This is a genomic window from Pseudomonas sp. BF-R-19, assembly GCF_019956445.1.
In the GTDB taxonomy this organism is placed as follows: domain Bacteria; phylum Pseudomonadota; class Gammaproteobacteria; order Pseudomonadales; family Pseudomonadaceae; genus Aquipseudomonas; species Aquipseudomonas fluorescens_BH.
The window spans coordinates 1-20,711 of the sequence record NZ_JAHBDN010000071.1 but is presented as its reverse complement, the minus strand read 5'-3'; the positions used below and the strand labels follow the sequence as shown (position 1 = coordinate 20,711).

Genomic DNA, 20,711 nt, shown 5'->3' with positions numbered 1-20,711 from the left:
CGACACTCACTTTCCCCCTGCTTTCAGGTATTGCTGGTAATGTCCAAGTCGCTCTTTCACAAAACTTTCTGACAAAGTGGAAAACACCCCTTTGGATTGTGCTTTGTAATCTATACCCACCACGTGATCCTTTAAAGAGAACCATTCTGTATGAGCAAGATCATCTTCACGGACATATTTTAACAACTTACCCAGCTGTTTTTTGTCGCCAAACTCCAATGGAAAACTTATTTGGCTAGCGCGTTCAAGGAGCCGATCATCCACGACATAATCTGGTAATGCGGGGCCCGGGCCGAGGCTTTCAAGAACATCACCTACTCGATAACTGCCATGAAACGCCAAATGCGCTTGCGGAAAGGTTGGCCATGCGTCCGCGAATACCACCTCACTCCGAATGCGGCTATCACCAATAACAACAAAGGCATGATCTTCCCCTTCGGCAGCAACCCGAAATATCGGATCATTACGTGACGTGCTCGCCAACAAGCTAAAATTCAACATGGAAAACTCTCCACAATTACCGGAGCCAGCGTGAAGAGCATGTGGAAGACTTAACTCTCCAGTTGGACGGGCCAAATTTATTTGGGCATAAGCATGCCCTCGAGTGCGCCATAAATCGGCTTTTTGATTTCTAGACCCAAAAGGTAGTAATGCCTTGCTAAACCTATTGGCTACATCAGCGAGAACCAGATTATTCCAGATACGCTGATCGATACTCTCTACATATGCGACAGGTGCCGAGGGCGGACCATTGCTTTTCCAAGAAATGCCCATCTCGTACATTGCTTGGGCAGGAGATAGCTGTGGGCCATTGAGCCCCAAAATCTCCTTCTGTCGTGGAGTAATGTTCAGAATATCTATGCCGTTCAAGCCTTGTAAGTCTTTGAAGGAAACAGGGTTGCCATTCACAAACGTAAAAATATTCAGCCCATCTTGCGTACCCGCCGGATCCGGATTCAACCACCGCTGCCATCCCGCCACGTAATACCTGAACCCGTAGTAATAAAGCCCCGTCGCATCCCGCTCCTTCCCCGAATAACGCACCGTTCTGTAACTCGCCTCCACCTCCCCGCGTCCGGCGAACCACGCGGTGGTGCCAAACGGGTGATAACGCTCCTGGCTGATCACTTCACCGTCGTCGTCGAGTTCCAGGGTGCAGGAACCCAGATGATCATTCAGGTAGTAACGGTATTGATCATTGGCGCTGTCCTTCGGCGGCGCCGATTGCCAATGCAACACCCGCACACTGCTGCGCCCGGTCTGCACGCTGATCACCTGCAGCACTTCGCCCGTGCCGCTGTCATTGCGCAGTTCCAGGTTCGGCAGATAACGGGTTTCGGCGATCAGTGTCCGGGCATTGGTGTGGGCCTCACGGACTTTGCGCAGGCGCATGCCGTCGGCGCCGTAGACATAGCGCTCGCGGTCGCTGAGACCTGAGTCACGTTCCACTGGCCGCACTTCGCCCAACTGGTTGTGCAGGTCCCATGCCAAGGCCTGCCCCGGTTGCAGGTTGAGCAGGTTGCCGTTGCCGTCGAAGCCTCGGCGGAAGTCCTCTTCGTCCGGTTCCACGCCTTCCAGCACCGGCAGGCAACGGTTGCTGTGCGCCGCCGCAACCAGTCGATGTCCATGACTTTGCGGACCTTCGTGGGTCAGCTCCAACAGGTTACTGCCCGTATCGTAGCGATAGGTCTGGCGGTAGTTCGCGCGGGGTGCGGGATCATCAAACGTCGAAAACTGTGGACCTTTGTTGGCACTACCCGCCTCCCAACCCGTGGCTTCGATCAGTTGAGAGAGTGTGTCGTAACCATAACGATTAACTGGCTCAATGCGCTGGTTGGCGAAGTAGCGAATCGGCAGCGCGCCATCCTCGATACTCAACACATTGCCCACCGGATCGTAGGCGTAGCGCAGGTCTTGCAGGGTTTCGTTGCCGCGTTGCGCCAGGAGGCGAGTCAGTCGGCCATTTTGCGCGTCGTATTCCAACGTGGTGATCACGCCATTGCCGGCGACCTCCCGTTTGGTCTGGCCATGGGCGTTGTAGGTGATGTCGCTGACCAGCGTTTTCGGAGTTGATGCGCCGTTGAGTTGCAGGCGAACCGCGCGCCATTGGCCGTCGAGGGTCTGACTGAATAACTGGCGGTGACCCTTGGCATCGGTTTGATAGATCGTTTCGCCCAATGCGTTGAAGCGCAAACGGGTGATCGCACCTTCGCCCGGCTCCAGCAGCAACTCACGCTCCGCTTCCGGCTCGGGCCAGTCCGGCAGCGTCAACGCTTGCAGAAAATGCCGCGTCTGCTCCAGCACCGCGCCGTGCAAGCCGAACTCGGTAAACCGCTGCGTGCCCGCCGGGTCATCATGGCGAATCAGTTGGCCGCATTGGTTGTGCTCGGCAGCGACCGGATCGCTCGCGCCGTAACTCAAGCGCTCCATGCAAAACGCTTCGCCGTCCACGGCTTGCTCGAACACCGATTCCGGGCGCAGCTGAGTGTCGTACCGCAGCCAGCGTTGCGAGCCCCGCCCATCCCAGTGATGGAGCGGCTGCCCCGCCTCACCCGACAGCGCCACACGCCAGCCGGCATCGACGCTGCTGGTACTCAACACCGCACCGGACAGGGCGTAATCCGTTTGCAGATTAGGCGGCGCCGAAGCGTCCAGAAACAACCGCGGGTCCCACTGCGCAGTCGCGCGCCCCGCCCCATCATGGGCCGTGCGGTTGACCCGTGCCTGAGGAGGCACGCCGTCAATGTCACGCCAGTAACCCACGGCGCGTACCGGCAACCCCCGAGGGTCACCTATAGTCAGGCTCGGGGTGTGGCGGTGGATTGAAAGGGATGCTGTCACTGTAGCCGCTCCGGAATCACTCCCCTCATCTAAGCCTGTCGATCAAGTGCCTGGCTACTGTCAGAAATTACAGGGTCGACAGACGGCCTTCTGTACCATCGCCACGCCCCGCCCATCGCCAACCCCACCTGCGCTTAGGTAGGATGACCCTCTCTATTCCCGAGATTTACGTCATGTTCATCGGCGCCCTGCTGGTCATCACCTGGCTGATCCTGTTGCTGCGCTATCCAGCCAAGGCCTTGCCCGTATCCCTGGCGGCTGCCGTGGGGCTGGGTATCGTCGCCACCTGGGTCATCTGGATGGACCAGCACGAGCTCAAGCAACTGCAACGCCTGGAGTTGCGCATCAGTTACGCACCACAACAATGTCCTGCTGACCGCCCATTGCAATTGACCCTGAACAACGGCAATGACGTGCCGCTGACGGAATTGCGCTGGCGGGTCGCGGCTTATGCACCGGGCGATACGGTGAACCTGGCCGACAATCAATATTCCGCCCCGCGTTATCGTGGCCCCGGCGAATTGCAGGCCGGTGGCAACTGGGAAGACTGTTTGCCGCTGCCGCCACTGCGCCCTGGCTACCGTCCGGAAACCCTGGAGTTTCGCGCCGAGCGATTGCAGGGTAGTTTTTCCGACTGATCCCTCCCCCATTTTTTGCACAAGGAAAGCGCCATGCCCGTTGCGTTGATTACCGGTTGTTCCAGTGGCATTGGCCGTGCCCTTGCCGATGCGTTCAAGGTCGCCGGCTATGAAGTCTGGGCCAGTGCGCGCAAGGCCGAAGATGTCGCCATGCTGAGCGCTGCCGGATTTACCGCCGTGCAACTTGACGTAAACGACGGTGTTGCCCTTGAGCAATTGAGCGACCGCATCAACCAGGAACGCGGTGGTCTCGACGTGCTGATCAACAACGCGGGTTATGGCGCCATGGGGCCGCTGCTCGATGGCGGCGTACCGGCCATGCAGCGCCAGTTCGAAACCAATGTGTTCGCTGTCGTTGGCGTCACTCGCGCGATGTTTCCCGTGCTGCGCCGGACCAAAGGATTGGTCGTGAATATCGGCAGCGTTTCGGGTGTGTTGGTCACGCCATTCGCCGGTGCTTACTGCGCCTCGAAAGCCGCCGTGCATGCCTTGAGCGATGCCTTGCGCATGGAACTGGCGCCGTTCGGCGTGCGGGTGATGGAAGTCCAGCCGGGGGCCATCGCTTCCAGTTTCGCCAGGAATGCCGGGCACGAAGCCGAGCAACTGATCAGCGAACAGTCGCCATGGTTTGCGCTGCGCGAAGGCATACGCGCTCGGGCCAAAGCCTCTCAGGACAACCCGACCCCGGCCAATGAATTCGCCGCCGGTTTGCTCAAGGCTGTGCAGCAGGACAAGCCGCCGCGACTGATTCGTCTCGGCAATGGCAGTCGCGCGTTGCCGCTGCTAGCGGGATTGTTGCCCAAGGGGCTGCTGGAATCGGGGTTGATGAAGCGGTTCGGGTTGCGTGGGCAGCTCTGAGACCGCATCGCTGCCTTCGCGAGCAAGCCCGCTCCCACACTGGATCTTTAGTGAATTCAAAGATTGCACACGATGAAGATCAAAAGTGGGAGCGGCGGTGCGGCGATCCGGCTTGCTCGCGAAGAGGCCCGCACAGTCCCTACAAAACTTCAGGTAACAGCACAATGACCGACTACACCGAATACTTCGACGAAGTGATCCAGGCCCACGTGGCCATCGAACAATGGCTGGCCGAAGAGCGTGACGCATCCGAACTCGAAAAACTGCTGACACGTTTTTCGCCGCAGTTCTCCATGGTCTCGCCGCTCGGCCGGGTGCTGGATTTTGACGCGCTGAGCGAATTGTTCACGCTGGCGGGCGGCAAGAAGCTCGGGTTCCGCATCGAGCTCAGCGAGTTACGCGGGATAGCGCTGTACGACGGCGGCGCGACCGTGAGTTACCGCGAGCAACAGACCGATGCCACCGGGCTGCACTCGGATCGGCGCTCCACGGTCGTATTCGAGAAGCAGGCGGATGGCCGGGTGATCTGGCGGCATTTGCATGAGACGTTTTGCAAGGAGTGAACGCCCGACGCCTGTCTGACTGACCGCGTTGCACCCTTCGCGAGCAAGCCCGCTCCCACAATGGATCTTCAGTGAACCCAACATTTGCGTACGAATGAGATCACATGTGGGAGCGGCGGTGCGGCGATCCGACTTGCTCGCGAAGCAGGCAACTCGGTCTTTCGGTTATGCACCATCACCTTGCTTGACCACCACCGTACAAGTAATCCCCGCCGCCAACAGCACACCCTCCGGCACTTCATCGATGTGAATCCGCACCGGCACCCGCTGCGCCAGGCGTACCCAGTTGAAGGTCGGGTTCACATCGGCGATCAGTTCGCGGCTCTCCGGGTTGTCGCGGTCGTAGATGCCGCGAGAAATGCTTTCCACGTGGCCCTTGAGCACTTCGCCGCTCATCAGTTGCATGTCGGCCTTATCACCAACGCGCACATGGGGCAGCTTGGTTTCTTCGAAGAAGCCGTAGACCCAGAACGAGTTCATGTCGACCACGGCCATTTTCGCCTCGCCGATGCGCGCGTAGTCGCCACGATGCACGTTGAGGTTGGTGACGTAGCCATCCACCGCCGCACGCACTTCAGTACGCTTGAGGTTGAGTTCGGCCGCTTCCAGTTGCGCCTGGGCCTGCTGGTAATCGGCCAGGGCCGAGTCGGCGAGGTTACTGGCATCGTCACGGTTTTCCCGGGAGATCACCAGGTTGTCCATATCGGCGCGACGATGGGCGTTGACCTTGCGCATCTCCCACGTCGCCTTGCGCGAGGCCACCAGACTTTGTGCCTGCTTGACCGCCAGACGGTAGTGCTCGGGATCGATCTGCATCAGCAAATCGCCCTTCTTCACCAGTTGGTTGTCGCGCACCGGCACGTCCACCACTTCGCCGGTGACGTCAGCGGCGACGTTGATGATGTCGGCGCGCACGCGGCCGTCACGGGTCCACGGCGTGTTCATGTAGTGCTCCCACAAGGAGCGGCCGATCCACAGCGCCAGGGCCAGCACCAGCAAGGTCGCGAGCAGGCTGAAAAACTTTTTCATCGGGGCATTCTTCAGAGATAGAGAGTCAGTGATAGAGAGTCAACGGTAGACAGTCAGCGCCAACGCGCCGAACAGACAGGTAAACAGGCTCAGGCGCAGCAACGCCGGGTGCCAGAAAAAACGGTACAGGTCGAACCCGGACAGGAACCGGTCCAGCGCCCAGGCAAGCGCCGCGGCGATGAAAAACATCAGGGTCATGGTCGGCATGTACACGCCGTGGAAGGCGATTTCACGAGGCATGTTCAAGTCCTTGTGGCTGGCTGCCTGCGAAGGCCGCGAGCGGTGATTGCGGATCGAGCAGCGAGGTGCGGATGAAGTGCAGGTAGCTCTTCACCCGGCGCAACGCCGAGGTATCGAAGTGCGGGGCGAAGGGTTCGTCAGTGGACTGCACACGGCTGATCGCGTGATCGACGGCAATCAGCGCGCGTTCGAGGTTGCTGCTGTTCGGTTGCAGGAACAGCCGCACCAGCGCCCGCCCCATCCCCCGGATCGCCTGGCGCCACGGCTGGGATTCGGCATAGGCCGGATGCACCGGCAGAATCGCCTGCTCCTTGCGCAACTCGATGATCGCGTGACCGACTTCCAGCACCACGAACATCCAGCGCAGCAAGTCGCTCTGCACTTGCGGTTGACCCGCTGCGAAGCCGTAGGCCTGGTGCACCAGATCGCGGGTACGGCTTTCGAAACTCGACGCCAGGCCCTTGAGCTTGCCGCTGATGGCGTAAACCACCTGACCACGCAAGTCCTGCTCCAGCCGACGCCACAGCCAGCGGCTGTTGGGCGGCAGAATGATCGCCCCGGCCGCTGCGCACACCAGCATGCCGAGCACCATGGCGATGTAGTCGTTGATGAAGGTGTAGGGGTTGTAGATCGTGAGGTTGTCCGGCACCGAACCGGTACTGAAGAAGATCAGCAAGCCCAGGCCGACACCGACGTATTGCGGCCGCGAGGTCAGGAACGAGCCGAGTACGATCACCGGTGCGAGCATCACGCACAGCAACGCAAATCCGTCGATCCACGGGAAAATGAAAAACATCTCGACGAAGCCGATCAGTGCCCCGAGCAATGTCCCGCACGCCATCTGAAAGGCCATGCGCTTGGGGTTCGGGGTGGCGGCGGACAGACCCACGGTCGCGGCGGCAATCAGGGTCATGGTCGCGCCGCTCGGCCAGGCGGTTGCCACCCAGTAGCTGCCCAATACCACCAGAATGAACGCTGCGCGAATCCCTGATGCGGCTGCTGCCATCCAGTTGGTTTGCGGAGTGAACGGCTCGTCCCAGCGCTCCCGCTCGTGACTGTGATCGGCCAGTGAAGCGTGGGTCTGTGCATAACTGTGCAGGTCGTCGACGAAGCGATAGAGCAGCTCGTACGCCGTGTGGAAGTCCAGCAGTTCGTCGTCGCTCGGTTCGCTCTCCTGAAAGACCGCCCGCAGGCTGCGCACCCGCGCCGGCAACCCTGCCTTGTAGGCGCTCAGCACCGTAACCAGACGCGCCGCATCGGCGTTGGTCAGGGCACGACCGCTGAAGCCGTCGAGCAATTCGACGAGGTCTTGCAAGCCCGGTTTTATCGCCGCCACGGCATGATCCGTATTGTTGCTGCGCAAGCGTTCGAGCAACTGATGCAGGGCATTGAAGCGCGTGGTGATGCCCATGAACTCACTGTTCAGGCGGCTGAGGCGACCATTGCGCCGACGCATGTGCGGGTCTTCGAACACGGTGACGCTGCGCAGCCCTTCGAGTCCGACTGCCTCGGCAATGAAGCGCACATTGCCGGCCTCGAACGCCTCGCGTTGACTGCGGCCACGCAAGCCGTCGGTGACGAACTGGGCAAACACGCCGAAGCGCTGATACAGGGCGTTGCGCATGGCGGCGCTGGCGGTTTGCGGCAGGATTGCAGCGCTGATCAGGGTCGAACAGAGAATGCCCAACGAGATTTCCAGCACCCGCCAGACCGCCGCCATGAACGCGCCGTCCGGGTGGGCCAGCGCGGGCAAGCCGACCATCGCCGCGGTGTATCCGGCGAGTACGAAACCGTAGGCGCGGAAGTTGCGGCAGCGGGCGGCGCCGGCCGTGCAGATACCCACCCAGATCGCCAGCGAACCGAGGAACAGTTCAGTGTTCTGCGCAAACAGGGCGATCAGCGCGACCATCACCGCCGACCCGGCCAGCGTGCCGAGAAAACGATAGAAACTCTTGGCGAACACCTGGCCGCTTTGCGGCTGCATGACGATGAACACGGTGATCATCGCCGTGCGCGGTTGCGGCAGCTCCAGGCGCATGGCCAGCCACAGCGTCAGGAATGCTGCGATCAGCACCTTGAAGATGTAGACCCAGGTCACGCCGTCGCTGCGTGCCCAGTCGAAGAACCCCCGGCGCCATTCCAGGGAGTACAGCCAGCGCAAGGGTGCGGGCAATGGAGTCATCAAATCCTGCTCAATAAATTCCAGTGAAAACCGGAACCTGTGGGAGCGAGCTTGCTCGCGATAGCGGAGTATCAGTCGGCATCAATGTTGGATGTGCCGCCCTCATCGCGAGCAAGCTCGCTCCCACAGGTTTTGTGTTCAACGCAAAAGGCTCGGGGTTTTCGGCGCCTGGGTCTGGCTGTCTTTTGGCACGTCGTTACCGGCTCCGAGACCACCGCCCAACGCCGTCACCAGTTCGGCATGGGCGCTCAAACGCGCCGCCTGAACCTGCTGCTGCACTTGCTGCTGCTTGAACAACAAGGTCTGGGCATTGAGCACGTTGAGGTAATCGGTCAGCCCACGCTGGTAGGCGATCATCGCGATGTCGTAGGTCTTCTGCGCCGTGGCCACCGACTCGGCGGCGAAAGCCTGTTGCTTGTCCATGGACTCGCGACGGATCAACTGGTCGGAGATGTTTTTCAGCGCGTTGACCAGGGTCTGGTTGTACTTGGCCACGGCGATGTCATACCCGGCCGAGGCTTCGCCCAACTCCGCGCGCAAGCGTCCGCCCTCGAAGATCGGCAACGAAATCGCCGGCCCCGCGCTGTAGTTGAGCTTCTTGCCGGTCAAGAACTCCAGGGCCCCGCCGCCGGTGGCCATGTAGCCAAGGCTGCCGACCAGATCGACGTTCGGGTAGAAACCGGCATGGGCGACATCGATGCCCCGCGCCTGCGCCGCCACTTGCCAGCGGCTGGCGACCACGTCCGGGCGTTGGCCGAGCAATTGCGCCGGCAGCGACGACGGCAGTTTCAGCGGCGCACCCAGCGACAGCGTTGGCCGCTGCAACTGTGCGCCCTCCCCCGGCCCCTTGCCGGCGAGAGCGGCGAGCTGGTTGCGTTTCAAGGCAATTTCTTCGTCGAGGGCATCGATCTGGCGATGGGTTTCCGGCAGCGGCGTCTCGGCCTGGCTGACTTCGAAATGAGTGCCGATGCCACCGCTCAGACGCTTTTTCGCCAACTCAAGGATCTGCTGTTGCTGCTTCAATGTCGCCTCGACGATGTCCCGCTGGGCGTAATGCAACGACAACTCGATGTAGACCCGTACGATGTTGTCCTGCAATTCGAGTTGGGCCTGACGCGCCTCGGCGACGCTCATGTGCGCCATGTCCACGGCGCGCTCGGTGGCATTGCTTTCGCGACCCCAGAGGTCGAGGGCATAACTGAAGCCCAGCGCCGCGTTATTGTCCCAGGTGGTGCTGTTGGCCAGCTCGCCGGGGCCATAGAACTGGTCGGTAGGCCAGTTGTGGCGCTTGAGGGTGGCATCGCCATTGATCTGCAGCGACTCGGCGGCTTCGGCCATGCCGGCCATGGACCGGGCCTGACGCACCCGGGCGGCGGCCATGGCCAGGGTCGGGCTGCCTTGCAGGGCGAGGTCGATCCAGCGATTCAGATGCGGGTCGCCATAGGCTTGCCACCATTGCGCGGTGGGCCAGTGCGCATCCTGCGCGGCGCTCTGGATCGCTTCGTCGGTGGCCAGTGAATTAGCCTCCAGCGCCTTGCCCTGTGGGGCAATACCTCCGGTTCCGATGCAGCCGCTGATTGCCAGGGTTAAAGCCAAAACACTGAGCGGCTGAAGCGCTCTGCTGATGCGACGCGGCACTGCTGCGATTTCCTGAAATAGGGGGAGGTACAAGATTTTTTGGAAACTGGAGTTCCGCTTTTGTGGGAGCGGGCTTGCTCGCGAAAGCGGTACATCAGTCGACATTGAGGGTGAATGTCAGACCGTCTTCGCGAGCAAGTCGGATCGCCGCACCGCCGCTCCCACAGGTTATGCGGTGGGTCGAACCCCGGTTACCCAAGTTGCGCAATTCTATGGGGCGGCCGGAAGGGCGATAAGCTGGGATTCCTGTGAATCTTTGTTACCGTTAACGAGATAATCCCTTGGTCGGGGTCTCAGATCCTGAAACTTCGTGTCACAATTTGCCATCGCACCCGAGAGCACCCCATGGACACTTTGCAAAACATGCGCGCCTTCAGTTACGTGGCCGAAGCCGGCAGCTTCACCGCCGCCGCCGTGCAACTGGACACCACCACGGCCAACGTCTCGCGCGCGGTCTCCAACCTGGAAGCCCACCTGCAAACCCGCCTGCTCAACCGAACGACCCGCCGCATCGCCCTGACCGAAGCCGGCAAGCGTTACCTGCTGCGCTGCGAACAGATCCTGGCCTACGTCGAAGAAGCCGAAGCCGAAGCCAGCGACGCCCACGCGCGCCCGGCCGGGCAACTGAAAGTGCACACCATGACCGGCATCGGCCAGCACTTCGTGATCGATGCCATCGCCCGCTATCGCAAGACGCACCCGGACGTGACCTTCGACCTGACCATGGCCAACCGCGTGCCGGACCTGCTCGACGAGGGTTACGACGTGTCCATCGTCCTCGCCAGCGAACTGCCGGACTCGGGTTTCGTCTCCCAGCGACTGGGCATCACCTACAGCATCGTTTGCGCCTCGCCGGCCTACGTCAAAACCAACGGCTGCGCACAAAAACCCAGCGACCTGCTCAACCACGCCTGCCTGCGCCTGGTCAGCCCGGTGATTCCGCTGGAGAAATGGGCCTTCGACGGCCCTGATGGCCAGGAAATGGTCACCATCAACAGCTCACCCTTCCTGGTGAACTCCGCCGACGCGATGAAATCCGCGATCATCAGCGGCATGGGCGTTGGCGTCCTGCCGCTGTACGCCGCGATAGAAGGCCTGCGCAACGGCACGCTGGTGCGCGTGATGCCCAACTACCGCTCCCAGGAACTGAACCTGTATGCGATCTACCCGTCGCGCCAGTACCTGGATGCGAAGATCAAGACCTGGGTCGAGTATTTGCGTGGATCGCTGCCGGAATTGCTGGCGGCGCATCAGGCGGAATTGGCGGCGTATGAATTGAGCGGGAGTCTGGGTGGGGTTCGGGTGGCGAACTGATGATCTCTCGGCTAATGGATTGATTCTTTGTGGGAGCGAGCCTGCTCGCGATGGCGTTCTCACATTCAACATCTCTGTGAGCAGATGCACCGCCATCGCGAGCAAGCTCGCTCCCACAGAAGAGCAAAAGCAGATCGGCGTACACCCACTGCTTTTCACCACTCATCAGGCCGAGCGTTAGCTCGCCTGCAGCTTTTGATCTTGATCCACCCGCCCCCTCGGGAGGCTGAGTGGAGGCGTTCATCCGGGGATTGGCGCGCAGCGCCGTTCGACGCAGTCGAACTCATTGCATGTAGGTCGAAGCGAAGCCGACCGGAGGGCAATGCCCCCGGATGAATGCCGGAGCGAAGGAACGCCGAGCCCCAGCGAGGGGCCGGACGTTCGGGGCGAGCGCTTTTTTTGCTTACTTTTTTTGAGGCGCTTGTTAAAAAAAGTGAGTCGCCGTAAGGGCGAAACCATAGGTGGCCGTTACCGAAGAAACGGATATGTACACGGTCAACCAAGAACATGGTCGGCCCATAGGCCGCCAAGACAACCCAAACTGACAGCGCCGTCAGTTAGCCGTCACCCTCCTGACCGGCAAACAGGTTTATAAAGGAAAATACCAACCGTCTACCCAGCCCCGGCGCCCCACTCGCATGCGAATCCAGAAAAAATCCGCCCTGCTCGTCGCCCTTCTGATCGTCCTGGCAGCGCTGGGCCTGTGGTATGCCACCAAACCCGCCAAGGCAAAACTCGCCGCCCCCAGCGCCATCCCCGTACGCGTGGTCAGCGTCGCCGAAAAAGACGTGCCGCGCTACGTCAGTGGCATCGGCTCGGTGTTGTCCCTGCACAGCGTCGTGGTCCGCCCGCAAATTGACGGCATTCTCACCAAAATCATGGTCAAGGAAGGCCAACTGGTGAAAAAAGACGACCTGCTGGCCACCATCGACGACCGGTCGATCCGCGCCAGCCTCGACCAGGCCCGGGCACAACTGGGTGAAAGCCAGGCGCAACTGCAAGTGGCACTGGTCAACCTCAAGCGCTACAAGCTGTTGAGTGTCGATGACGGCGTGTCCAAGCAGACCTACGACCAGCAACAAGCCCTGGTCAACCAGCTCAAGGCCACCGCCCAAGGTAACCAGGCCTCGATTGACTCCGCCGAGGTACAACTTTCCTACACACAAATTCGCTCCCCGGTCAGCGGTCGTGTCGGCATCCGTACCGTCGACGAAGGCAACTTCCTGCGCATGACCGACACCCAAGGCCTGTTCACGGTGACCCAGATCGACCCGATCGCCGTGGAATTTTCCCTGCCGCAGCAAATGCTGCCGACCCTGCAAGGCCTGATCAACGACCCACAGCACGCCCGGGTCAAGGCCTACATCGGTGCCGACACCGACGGCGAAACCGGCAACCTGCTCGGTGAAGGTCACCTGACCCTGATCGACAACCAGATCAACGCCAACACCGGCACCATCCGCGCCAAAGCCGAATTCGACAACGACGCACAAAAACTCTGGCCGGGCCTGCTGGTGACGGTAAAGATTCAGACAGCCCTGGATAAAGATGCGCTGGTGGTGCCGCCGACAGTCGTACAACGCGGCCTCGACCAGCACTTCGTGTACCGGGTCAATGGCGACAAGGTCGAAGCCGTGCAGGTGCAGATGGTCTATCAAGGCAGCGGCCAGGACATCATCAAGGGTGTGAAGCCGGGTGATGTACTGGTCAGCGATGGTCAGTCGCGGCTCAAGCCCGGCGCTACTGTGCAAGTGCTGACCGAGCCGCCTCAAGTGGTGCGATCGGAGGCGGCGCAATGAAGGGCCATGGTTCGGTTTCAGCCTGGTGCATCGACCACCCGGTGGCCACGGTCCTGCTGACGTTCGCCTTGGTGCTGCTGGGTGTCATCGCGTTTCCGCGCCTGCCGGTAGCGCCGTTGCCGGAGGCAGAATTCCCGACCATCCAGGTGGCCGCGCAACTTCCCGGCGCCAGCCCGGAAACCATGGCTTCCTCGGTGGCCACGCCTCTTGAAGTGCAATTCAGTGCCATTCCCGGCGTAACCCAGATGACCTCGAGCAGTGCACTGGGCTCGACCAACCTGACCCTGCAATTCACCCTCGACAAGAGCATCGACACCGCCGCCCAGGAAGTGCAGGCGGCGATCAATACTGCCGCGGGCAAACTGCCCAAGGACATGCCGAACCTGCCGACCTGGCGCAAGGTCAACCCGGCCGACAGCCCGGTGCTGATCCTCAGCGTCAACTCGTCGCTGATGCCAGGCCCTGAGCTCAGCGACCTGACGGAAACCCTGTTGTCCCGTCAGCTCAGTCAGGTCGACGGTGTAGGCCAGGTCGTCATCACCGGTCAGCAGCGTCCGGCGATTCGCGTCCAGGTTTCGGCGGACAAGCTCGCGGCCATCGGCCTGACCCTCGCCGACATCCGCCTGGCGATCCAGCAGACCAGCCTCAATCTGGCCAAAGGGGCGCTGTACGGCGAATCGAGCATCTCGACCCTGTCCACCAACGACCAGTTATTCCACCCCGATGAATACAGCCAGCTGATCGTTTCCTACAAGGACGGTGCACCGGTTCATCTGCGCGATGTCGCCAAAGTCGTCAACGGTTCGGAAGATGCCTACATCCAGGCTTGGGCGGGCTCGCAACCGGGGGTCAACCTGGTGATCTTCCGCCAACCAGGCGCCAACATCGTCGAGACCGTGGACCGCATCCAGGCCGCCTTGCCGGCACTGGAGGCGATGCTCCCCGCCTCGGTGCAGGTCAAGACGCTGATCGACCGCACCCAGACCATCCGTGCCTCGCTGCATGAAGTAGAAATCACCCTGCTGATTGCAATCATGCTGGTGGTGGCGGTGATGGCGCTGTTCCTGCGCCAACTGTCGGCCACGCTGATCGTGTCGGCAGTGCTCGGCGTGTCACTGATCGCCAGTTTCGCGCTGATGTATGTGATGGGCTTCAGCCTGAACAACCTGACCCTGGTGGCGATCGTGGTCGCCGTGGGCTTTGTGGTGGACGATGCGATCGTGGTGGTGGAGAACATCCACCGGCATCTCGAGGCCGGTGACGGCATGCGCGAGGCGGCGATCAAAGGCGCTGGCGAGATCGGATTTACCGTGGTTTCGATCAGTTTTTCGCTGGTGGCGGCGTTCATTCCGCTGCTGTTCATGGGCGGTGTGGTCGGCCGGCTGTTCAAGGAGTTCGCCCTGACCGCCACCTCGACCATCATGATTTCGGTGGTGGTCTCGCTGACATTGGCGCCAACGCTGGCAGCGCTGTTCATGCGCGCGCCGGTGCATCACGCCCACGACAAACCGGGCTTCGGTGAACGCCTGTTGGCGTGGTACGAAAAAGGCCTGCGCCGCGCCCTCGCCCACCAGAAAGCGATGATCGGTGTGTTCGCTTTATCGCTGGCTCTGGCCGTCGCCGGTTACATCTTCATTCCTAAAGGTTTCTTCCCGATACAGGACACCGGTTTCGTCTTCGGCACCACCGAAGCTGCTGCCGATATTTCCTATGGCGACATGGTGAAAAAACACCTGGCGATGGCCGAAATCGTCGCTGCCGATCCCGCAGTCGAAACGTTTTCACATTCCGTCGGCGTCTCGGGCAGCAACCAGACCATTGCCAACGGCCGCTTCTGGATCACCCTGAAAAAACGCGGGGATCGCGACGTCTCGGCCAGCCAGTTCATCGACCGGATTCGCCCGCAACTGATGAAAGTCCCGGGCATCGTGCTCTACCTGCGTGCAGGGCAAGACATCAACCTCAGCTCCGGCCCGAGCCGCGCCCAGTACCAATACGTGCTCAAGAGCAACGACGGTGCGACCCTCAGCACCTGGACCCAACGCCTGACGGAAAAACTGCGCGCCAACCCGGCCTTCCGCGACATTTCCAACGACCTGCAACTGGGCGGCAGCATCACCCACATCAGCATCGATCGCAGCGCCGCGGCACGTTTCGGCCTCACCGCCAGCGACGTCGACGAAGCCCTGTACGATGCCTTCGGCCAGCGCCAGGTCAATGAATTCCAGACCCAGATCAACCAGTACAACGTGATTCTGGAACTGGATACCAAACAGCGCGGCAAGGCCGAAAGCCTCAACTATTTCTACCTGCGCTCGCCCCTGAGCGGGGAAATGGTGCCGTTGTCGGCCCTTGCCCGCTTCGATGCGCCGACCATCGGCCCGCTGTCCATCGCCCATGACGGGATGTTTCCCGCCGCCAACCTGTCGTTCAACCTGGCCCCCGGCGTGGCGTTGGGCGATGCGGTGATCATGCTCAACCAGGCCAAGGCCGACATCGGCATGCCGACCGCCATCAGCGGCAACTTCCAGGGCGCGGCCCAGGCGTTCCAGAGTTCGCTGGCCAGCCAGCCGTGGCTGATCCTGGCGGCGCTGTTGGCGGTGTACATCATCCTCGGCGTGCTCTACGAGAGCTTCGTGCACCCGCTGACGATCATTTCCACCTTGCCTTCGGCGGGCCTCGGCGCAGTGATCATGCTGTGGATCTGCGGCCAGGACTTTTCGATCATGGCCTTGATCGGGCTGGTGTTGTTGATCGGTATCGTCAAGAAAAACGGCATCCTGATGATCGACTTCGCCCTCGAAGCGCAGCGCAATGGCGGACTGTCGCCAGAGGAAGCGATCTTCAAGGCCTGCATCACGCGGTTCCGGCCGATCATCATGACCACCCTCGCCGCCCTACTCGGCGCCCTGCCGCTGATGCTCGGTTACGGCACCGGCGCCGAGTTGCGCCAGCCCCTGGGGATCGCCGTTGTCGGCGGCTTGCTGGTGAGCCAGGCGCTGACGCTGTTCACCACGCCGGTCATATACTTGTGGCTGGAGCGGCTATTCCATCGACCTAAACCTGCGCCAGAACCGGTGCTGGCGACCACAGACTGAGGCGGGGTCATGCGCGTTCTGATTATCGAAGACGAAGAAAAAACCGCGGACTACCTGCATCGCGGCCTGACGGAACAGGGTTTCACCGTGGATCTGGCCCGCGATGGTGTGGAAGGCCTGCATCTGGCGCTGGAGAGCGACTACGCGGTGATCGTCCTCGACGTGATGCTGCCGGGCCTCGACGGCTTCGGTGTGTTGCGCGCCCTGCGTGCGCGCAAGCAAACCCCGGTGATCATGCTCACCGCCCGCGAGCGTGTCGAAGACCGCATCAAGGGCCTGCGTGAAGGCGCCGATGACTATCTGGGCAAACCGTTTTCCTTCCTTGAACTGGTGGCACGCCTGCAAGCGCTGACCCGGCGCAGCGGCGGTCATGAACCAGTGCAGGTGAGCATCGCTGACCTGTGGATAGATTTGATCAGCCGCAAGGCCACCCGCGCCGGTACACGTCTGGAGCTGACCGCCAAGGAGTTCTCGCTGCTCAGCGTACTGGCCCGGCGCCAGGGCGAAATCCTCTCGAAAACCGCCATTGCCGAGATGGTCTGGGACATCAATTTCGACAGCGACGCCAACGTCGTCGAAGTCGCGATCAAACGCCTGCGGGCCAAGCTCGACGGACCATTCGAAGAAAAACTGCTGCACACCATTCGCGGCATGGGTTATGTGCTGGAGAGCCGTGGTGTCCAGTAACTCGATCGCGCTGCGTTTAAGCGGGATGTTTACGCTGGTGGCGCTGCTGGTGTTCCTGTTGATCGGCTGGGCTTTGTACCAACAGGTCGACAAAGGCCTGGGCCTGTTGCCCGATGCCGAACTGGATGCACGCTACAGCGTGCTCGAATCCACGGTCGGCCGTTACGGCACGCCCGAGCACTGGGTGAAGATCAACAACAAGCTCAATCTGCTGAGCGAAGAAGACAAGCGCATCAGTTTCTGGATCATCAGTGGCGATCCGCACTACGAATACGGCAACCTGACCCCGCAGATCCGCGCCTTTGCCCAAGGGCCGCTGGGCACGCGCGACATGCATCTGCCGGAGCACCCGTATCCGCTGAAAGTGCTGGTCAGCGAATTCCCGGCCAAGGATCAGCGCCCAGCGCTGCGCTTCATGATCGCCATCGACACCGAAACGTTTTTCCATACCCAGCATCACCTGCTGGTCGCGCTGATCAGCTTGGCGATTGTCGGTGTGCTGCTGGCCTCGGCACTGGGTTATTGGGTGGCGCGGATCGGGCTCAAGCCGCTGATCAAACTGTCCCAGGAAGCCCAGCGCCTGGCTCCGCCGTTACGCTCGGGGCGCTTGCGATTGTCACCATTGCCGCCGGAGCTCGATCAATTCGTCAGCTCGTTCAACTCGACCCTGGAACGGGTCGAGCAGGCCTACTCGCGCCTTGAGTCATTCAACGCCGATGTCGCCCACGAACTGCGCTCGCCATTGACCAACCTGATCGGCCAGACCCAGGTCGCATTGACCCGCGGGCGCTCCGCCGAGCATTACTTCGAAGTGCTGCAATCGAACCTCGAAGAGCTTGAGCGACTGCGTTCGATCATCAACGACATGCTGTTCCTCGCCAGCGCCGATCAGGGCAGCAAGGCGACCAAACTCACCTCAACCTCGCTGGCCGATGAGGTGGCCACGACCCTGGAATATCTGGACTTCATTCTCGAGGACGCTCAGGTCCAGGTCGAGGTCAGTGGTGACGCGCAAGTGCAGATCGAGATCGCCCATCTGCGCCGGGCGTTGATCAACTTGTTGAATAACGCGGTGCAGCACACCGCGCCCGGGCAGGTGATTCAAGTGCGGATCGAAGCCCAGGAGCATCAAGTCAGCATCGGCGTCGCCAACCCCGGCTCGCCGATTGCCAGTGAGCATCTGCCGCGCCTGTTCGAGCGTTTCTACCGGGTCGATGCGTCACGCAGCAACAGCGGCCACAATCACGGCTTGGGGCTGGCCATCGTCAAGGCGATTGCGTTGATGCATGGCGGGGATGTGTTTGTGCGCAGTGATCATGGGATGAATACGTTCGGCATTCATCTGCCCGTCTGATCCTCTTCTTCCAATGTGGGAGCGAGCCTGCTCGCGATGCAGGCAACGCGGTGCAACTCAAGGACCGAGGTGCTGCTATCGCGAGCAGGCTCGCTCCCACATTGGATTTGGGTTGAACACATATAGGCGGCCAACCAACTATTGCCATAACCGCAACAGTCCTTTCATGAATCCACTCTTTTTCCCCTTGCCTCATATCCTTATCTTTGCCCGCACCAAACAGCACTTGCCAAGCAAGAAGGTTTTAAAGATGTCCAACAGTATGGGTATTGCCAGCGCTTTCGTTTTGTCCTCTTTGTTCCTGTCGCCGTTGGCGATGGCGGAAGAATCGCAGACTTTCGTTGCGCATAACGCCGCACGCGCTGCAACGTTCGAAGAGCATCGGATCGAGATGACAGCCAAGGCTGTGCAAGACGCCCAAGCCCCGCAAGCATCCAGCATCCAGGCCCAGCCACGGGTCGAGAAAGACAGCTGATCTGCACCGATCACTCCCGTTTCCCTCGACACTTTTCATCGGCTCTTCCCTTTGAAAAGTTGTCTTCAAAGCCGCTGCTGTCAGCGGCTTTTTTGATAGTGGCGACTCGACCTTCATTGCAATTTCTGCAACGAAAGTCACTGACGCCCACGCCATTGATCAATCGCACGAGCAACAGGAACGATTCACTCGGCTGCTGCGTTTATGCAACTACGCTTACAGCGTCCCTTTAGCAGACGTCAGCCCTATGACCGCAAGCCGTACCGCACATTTTCAAGGCCCGCCCGGGCGACCCGAGATCATGCTGATCGTCGGCAGCACCCTGACAGTCATCTCAATCCTGTGCATCGTCACTTTCCTGCTGATCCGCGAACACGCCAATGCCCAGCAGACCGCCACACGCAGCGCGACCACCATCGCGCAACTGATCGATGCCGATGTCCTGCGTACGGTCGAGCTCTATGACTTGACCTTGCAGGGCCTGATTGCCGCCGCCCAACGGGACGACCTGAAACAGGTTTCGCCGCAGATCCGCCATCTGGTGCTGTTCGACCGCTCTACCACTGCGCGCTACAAGGGCGACATCCTGCTGCTGGACAAGCACGGCGACGTGCTGGCCGACTCATCATTGATCGAACCGAAACCGGGCAACTTCGCTGACCGCGATTATTTCCTGGCCCATACCTTCAATCGTGACTCCGGCATGTTTATCAGCCGACCGTTCAAGCCGCGCTGCGACTGCGATGACAGCGACGAATGGCGCATCAGTTTCAGTCGGCGCATTTCTTCTCCCACGGGTGAGTTCCTGGGGGTTGCGGTGGCGTCGATGCGCATGAGCTACTTCGACCAGCTGTTCAACAGCCTCGAAATCGGCTCCGGCAGTACGCTGGGCATCATCAACGATGACGGGATTCTCCTGGCGCAGAAACCGTACCGGGAACAAAACGTCATCGGCAAAAGCTTCTCCAGCCGCCCCAACGTCGTACGCATGCTGCGCGAGCGCAGTGGCACCTTTGAAAGTGTGTCGAGTGTCGACCAACAACGGCGCCTGTACACCTTTACCCGGGTCGGCAATCTGCCGCTGACCGTCATCGTGGCCCTTTCCATCGATGAAGTGTTCGCCACCTGGAACCGCACGGCCTATGTGATCAGCGGTGCTACCGGCGTTTTGTGCATCGGCCTGTTGTGGCTGACCTGGCTGCTCTGCCGCGAGCTGCGACTGCGCCAATATGCCGAGCAGGAATTGGCGCAACTGGCGGCTACCGATGCCTTGACCGGCGTGGCCAACCGTCGATCCCTTGATCAGACCCTGCGCCATGAATGGTTTCGCGCGCAGCGCAGTGGCAAGCCGTTGTCGTTGCTGATGATCGATGCCGATCACTTCAAGGCCTTCAATGACCGGCACGGGCATCAGGCCGGCGACGAAGCCTTGCGGGCATTGGCCGAGGTCATCCGCGCCAATGTCCATCGTCCGGCGGACCTGGTGGCTCGCTATGGTGGCGAAGAGTTTTCAGTGGTCCTGGCCGAAACTGGCAGTGAAGGCGCGCAGCAGATCGCCGAACATATCCGCGAGGCGGTGCAAAAACTGTCACTGGTGGACGCCGGTGAGCCGCCGATGAGCGTGAGTATCGGCATTGCCACCTGGACAGCGGCCAGCGATATCAACCTGGAGCAATTGCTGTTCAGTGCGGACAAGGCGTTGTATCAGGCCAAGGAAGGGGGGCGTAACCGGGTGGTGTGCGCCGGCTGAATTCTATGCTGAATCGACTGGCCTCTTCGCGAGCAAGCCCGCTCCCACAGTTGACCGCGTTTCCCTGTGGGAGCGGGCTTGCTCGCGAAGAGGCCGTCACTGCCACCATAGAAATCAGGAATCGGCATAGGGGACGGCCTTCATAGGCCGTACCCCTGCCACACCACCCGGCATGCGGGTCCGCACCGGGCGGTTCGAGAGATTGAGGTTATGAGAGTCGCACCAGACCCAGCCTGTCGAACCAC

15 protein-coding genes are annotated in these 20,711 nt (G+C 60.8%); 10 read left to right on the top strand and 5 right to left on the bottom strand.

The genetic code is table 11. The features are described 5' to 3' along the window. Positions 1-6: 6 nt before the first annotated feature. Complete coding sequence (locus KGB28_RS21390) at positions 7-2,763, bottom strand: RHS repeat-associated core domain-containing protein (protein ID WP_223447773.1); 2,757 nt, start codon at positions 2,761-2,763, stop codon at positions 7-9. A 251-nt stretch (positions 2,764-3,014) separates the two neighbouring features. Between KGB28_RS21390 and KGB28_RS21385 the strand changes: the two genes are divergently transcribed. The 3 genes from KGB28_RS21385 to KGB28_RS21375 all read left to right on the top strand — a co-directional run bounded on the left by KGB28_RS21385 (position 3,015) and on the right by KGB28_RS21375 (position 4,900). After that, positions 3,015-3,479: a multidrug transporter gene (locus tag KGB28_RS21385; RefSeq protein WP_150754563.1), complete on the top strand. Its 465-nt coding sequence runs from the start codon at positions 3,015-3,017 to the stop codon at positions 3,477-3,479. Between the two features lie 33 nt (positions 3,480-3,512). After that, positions 3,513-4,337: an SDR family oxidoreductase gene (locus KGB28_RS21380; protein ID WP_223447772.1), complete on the top strand. Its 825-nt coding sequence runs from the start codon at positions 3,513-3,515 to the stop codon at positions 4,335-4,337. Positions 4,338-4,501: 164 nt separating this feature from the next. Further along, the gene (locus tag KGB28_RS21375) at positions 4,502-4,900 is read left to right on the top strand and encodes a DUF4440 domain-containing protein (RefSeq protein ID WP_223447771.1); all 399 of its coding nucleotides are present in this window, start codon (positions 4,502-4,504) and stop codon (positions 4,898-4,900) included. 165 nt (positions 4,901-5,065) lie between these two features. Here KGB28_RS21375 and KGB28_RS21370 read toward each other — a convergent pair whose 3' ends face one another. From KGB28_RS21370 to KGB28_RS21355, 4 genes are all read right to left on the bottom strand, one after another. Continuing rightward, on the bottom strand, positions 5,066-5,929 hold the full coding sequence (locus tag KGB28_RS21370) for an HlyD family secretion protein (protein WP_057395860.1): 864 nt from the start codon (positions 5,927-5,929) through the stop codon (positions 5,066-5,068). A 39-nt stretch (positions 5,930-5,968) separates the two neighbouring features. Next, positions 5,969-6,169 (bottom strand): DUF1656 domain-containing protein, encoded by a 201-nt coding sequence (locus tag KGB28_RS21365; RefSeq protein WP_007896379.1) that lies wholly within the window; start codon positions 6,167-6,169, stop codon positions 5,969-5,971. Then, on the bottom strand, positions 6,159-8,351 hold the full coding sequence (locus KGB28_RS21360; protein WP_223447770.1) for an FUSC family protein: 2,193 nt from the start codon (positions 8,349-8,351) through the stop codon (positions 6,159-6,161). Before KGB28_RS21360 ends, KGB28_RS21365 begins: the two co-directional genes overlap by 11 nt. A 138-nt stretch (positions 8,352-8,489) precedes the next feature. Continuing rightward, on the bottom strand, positions 8,490-9,989 hold the full coding sequence (locus tag KGB28_RS21355) for an efflux transporter outer membrane subunit (protein ID WP_223447769.1): 1,500 nt from the start codon (positions 9,987-9,989) through the stop codon (positions 8,490-8,492). 345 nt (positions 9,990-10,334) lie between these two features. On the opposite strand from KGB28_RS21355, the gene KGB28_RS21350 reads away from it, so the two are divergent. The 7 genes from KGB28_RS21350 to KGB28_RS21320 all read left to right on the top strand — a co-directional run bounded on the left by KGB28_RS21350 (position 10,335) and on the right by KGB28_RS21320 (position 20,466). After that, positions 10,335-11,303, top strand: coding sequence for a LysR family transcriptional regulator (locus KGB28_RS21350; RefSeq protein WP_008050110.1), 969 nt, complete (start codon positions 10,335-10,337; stop codon positions 11,301-11,303). Positions 11,304-11,941: 638 nt separating this feature from the next. Beyond that, positions 11,942-13,102: an efflux RND transporter periplasmic adaptor subunit gene (locus tag KGB28_RS21345; protein WP_223447768.1), complete on the top strand. Its 1,161-nt coding sequence runs from the start codon at positions 11,942-11,944 to the stop codon at positions 13,100-13,102. Next, positions 13,099-16,200, top strand: a complete 3,102-nt coding sequence (locus KGB28_RS21340) for a multidrug efflux RND transporter permease subunit (protein WP_223447767.1) — start codon at positions 13,099-13,101, stop codon at positions 16,198-16,200. The genes KGB28_RS21345 and KGB28_RS21340 overlap by 4 nt, the downstream gene beginning before the upstream one ends. A 9-nt stretch (positions 16,201-16,209) precedes the next feature. Continuing rightward, a complete protein-coding gene (locus tag KGB28_RS21335) occupies positions 16,210-16,887 on the top strand; it encodes a heavy metal response regulator transcription factor (protein ID WP_223447766.1) in 678 nt (225 codons plus the stop codon). Beyond that, entirely contained in the window at positions 16,877-18,241 is a 1,365-nt protein-coding gene (locus KGB28_RS21330) for a heavy metal sensor histidine kinase (RefSeq protein ID WP_223447765.1), read from the top strand. The genes KGB28_RS21335 and KGB28_RS21330 overlap by 11 nt, the downstream gene beginning before the upstream one ends. Positions 18,242-18,491: 250 nt before the next feature. Further along, positions 18,492-18,716 carry a hypothetical protein gene (locus KGB28_RS21325; RefSeq protein ID WP_150727948.1) on the top strand — a complete coding sequence of 75 codons (225 nt, stop codon included), beginning with the start codon at positions 18,492-18,494 and terminating at the stop codon, positions 18,714-18,716. 247 nt (positions 18,717-18,963) lie between these two features. Next, positions 18,964-20,466, top strand: a complete 1,503-nt coding sequence (locus tag KGB28_RS21320; RefSeq protein ID WP_223447760.1) for a sensor domain-containing diguanylate cyclase — start codon at positions 18,964-18,966, stop codon at positions 20,464-20,466. Positions 20,467-20,711: the final 245 nt, after the last annotated feature.

Excerpts from the sequence above, each read along its gene's own strand:
- KGB28_RS21385 (WP_150754563.1), top strand. The coding sequence starts at position 3,015 with ATGTTCATCGGCGCCCTGCTGGTCATCACCTGGCTGATCCTGTTGCTG.
- KGB28_RS21380 (WP_223447772.1), top strand. The coding sequence starts at position 3,513 with ATGCCCGTTGCGTTGATTACCGGTTGTTCCAGTGGCATTGGCCGTGCC.
- KGB28_RS21375 (WP_223447771.1), top strand. The coding sequence starts at position 4,502 with ATGACCGACTACACCGAATACTTCGACGAAGTGATCCAGGCCCACGTG.
- KGB28_RS21370 (WP_057395860.1), bottom strand. The coding sequence starts at position 5,929 with ATGAAAAAGTTTTTCAGCCTGCTCGCGACCTTGCTGGTGCTGGCCCTG.
- KGB28_RS21365 (WP_007896379.1), bottom strand. The coding sequence starts at position 6,169 with ATGCCTCGTGAAATCGCCTTCCACGGCGTGTACATGCCGACCATGACC.
- KGB28_RS21360 (WP_223447770.1), bottom strand. The coding sequence starts at position 8,351 with ATGACTCCATTGCCCGCACCCTTGCGCTGGCTGTACTCCCTGGAATGG.
- KGB28_RS21350 (WP_008050110.1), top strand. The coding sequence starts at position 10,335 with ATGGACACTTTGCAAAACATGCGCGCCTTCAGTTACGTGGCCGAAGCC.
- KGB28_RS21345 (WP_223447768.1), top strand. The coding sequence starts at position 11,942 with ATGCGAATCCAGAAAAAATCCGCCCTGCTCGTCGCCCTTCTGATCGTC.
- KGB28_RS21340 (WP_223447767.1), top strand. The coding sequence starts at position 13,099 with ATGAAGGGCCATGGTTCGGTTTCAGCCTGGTGCATCGACCACCCGGTG.
- KGB28_RS21335 (WP_223447766.1), top strand. The coding sequence starts at position 16,210 with ATGCGCGTTCTGATTATCGAAGACGAAGAAAAAACCGCGGACTACCTG.
- KGB28_RS21325 (WP_150727948.1), top strand. The coding sequence starts at position 18,492 with ATGTCCAACAGTATGGGTATTGCCAGCGCTTTCGTTTTGTCCTCTTTG.
- KGB28_RS21320 (WP_223447760.1), top strand. The coding sequence starts at position 18,964 with ATGACCGCAAGCCGTACCGCACATTTTCAAGGCCCGCCCGGGCGACCC.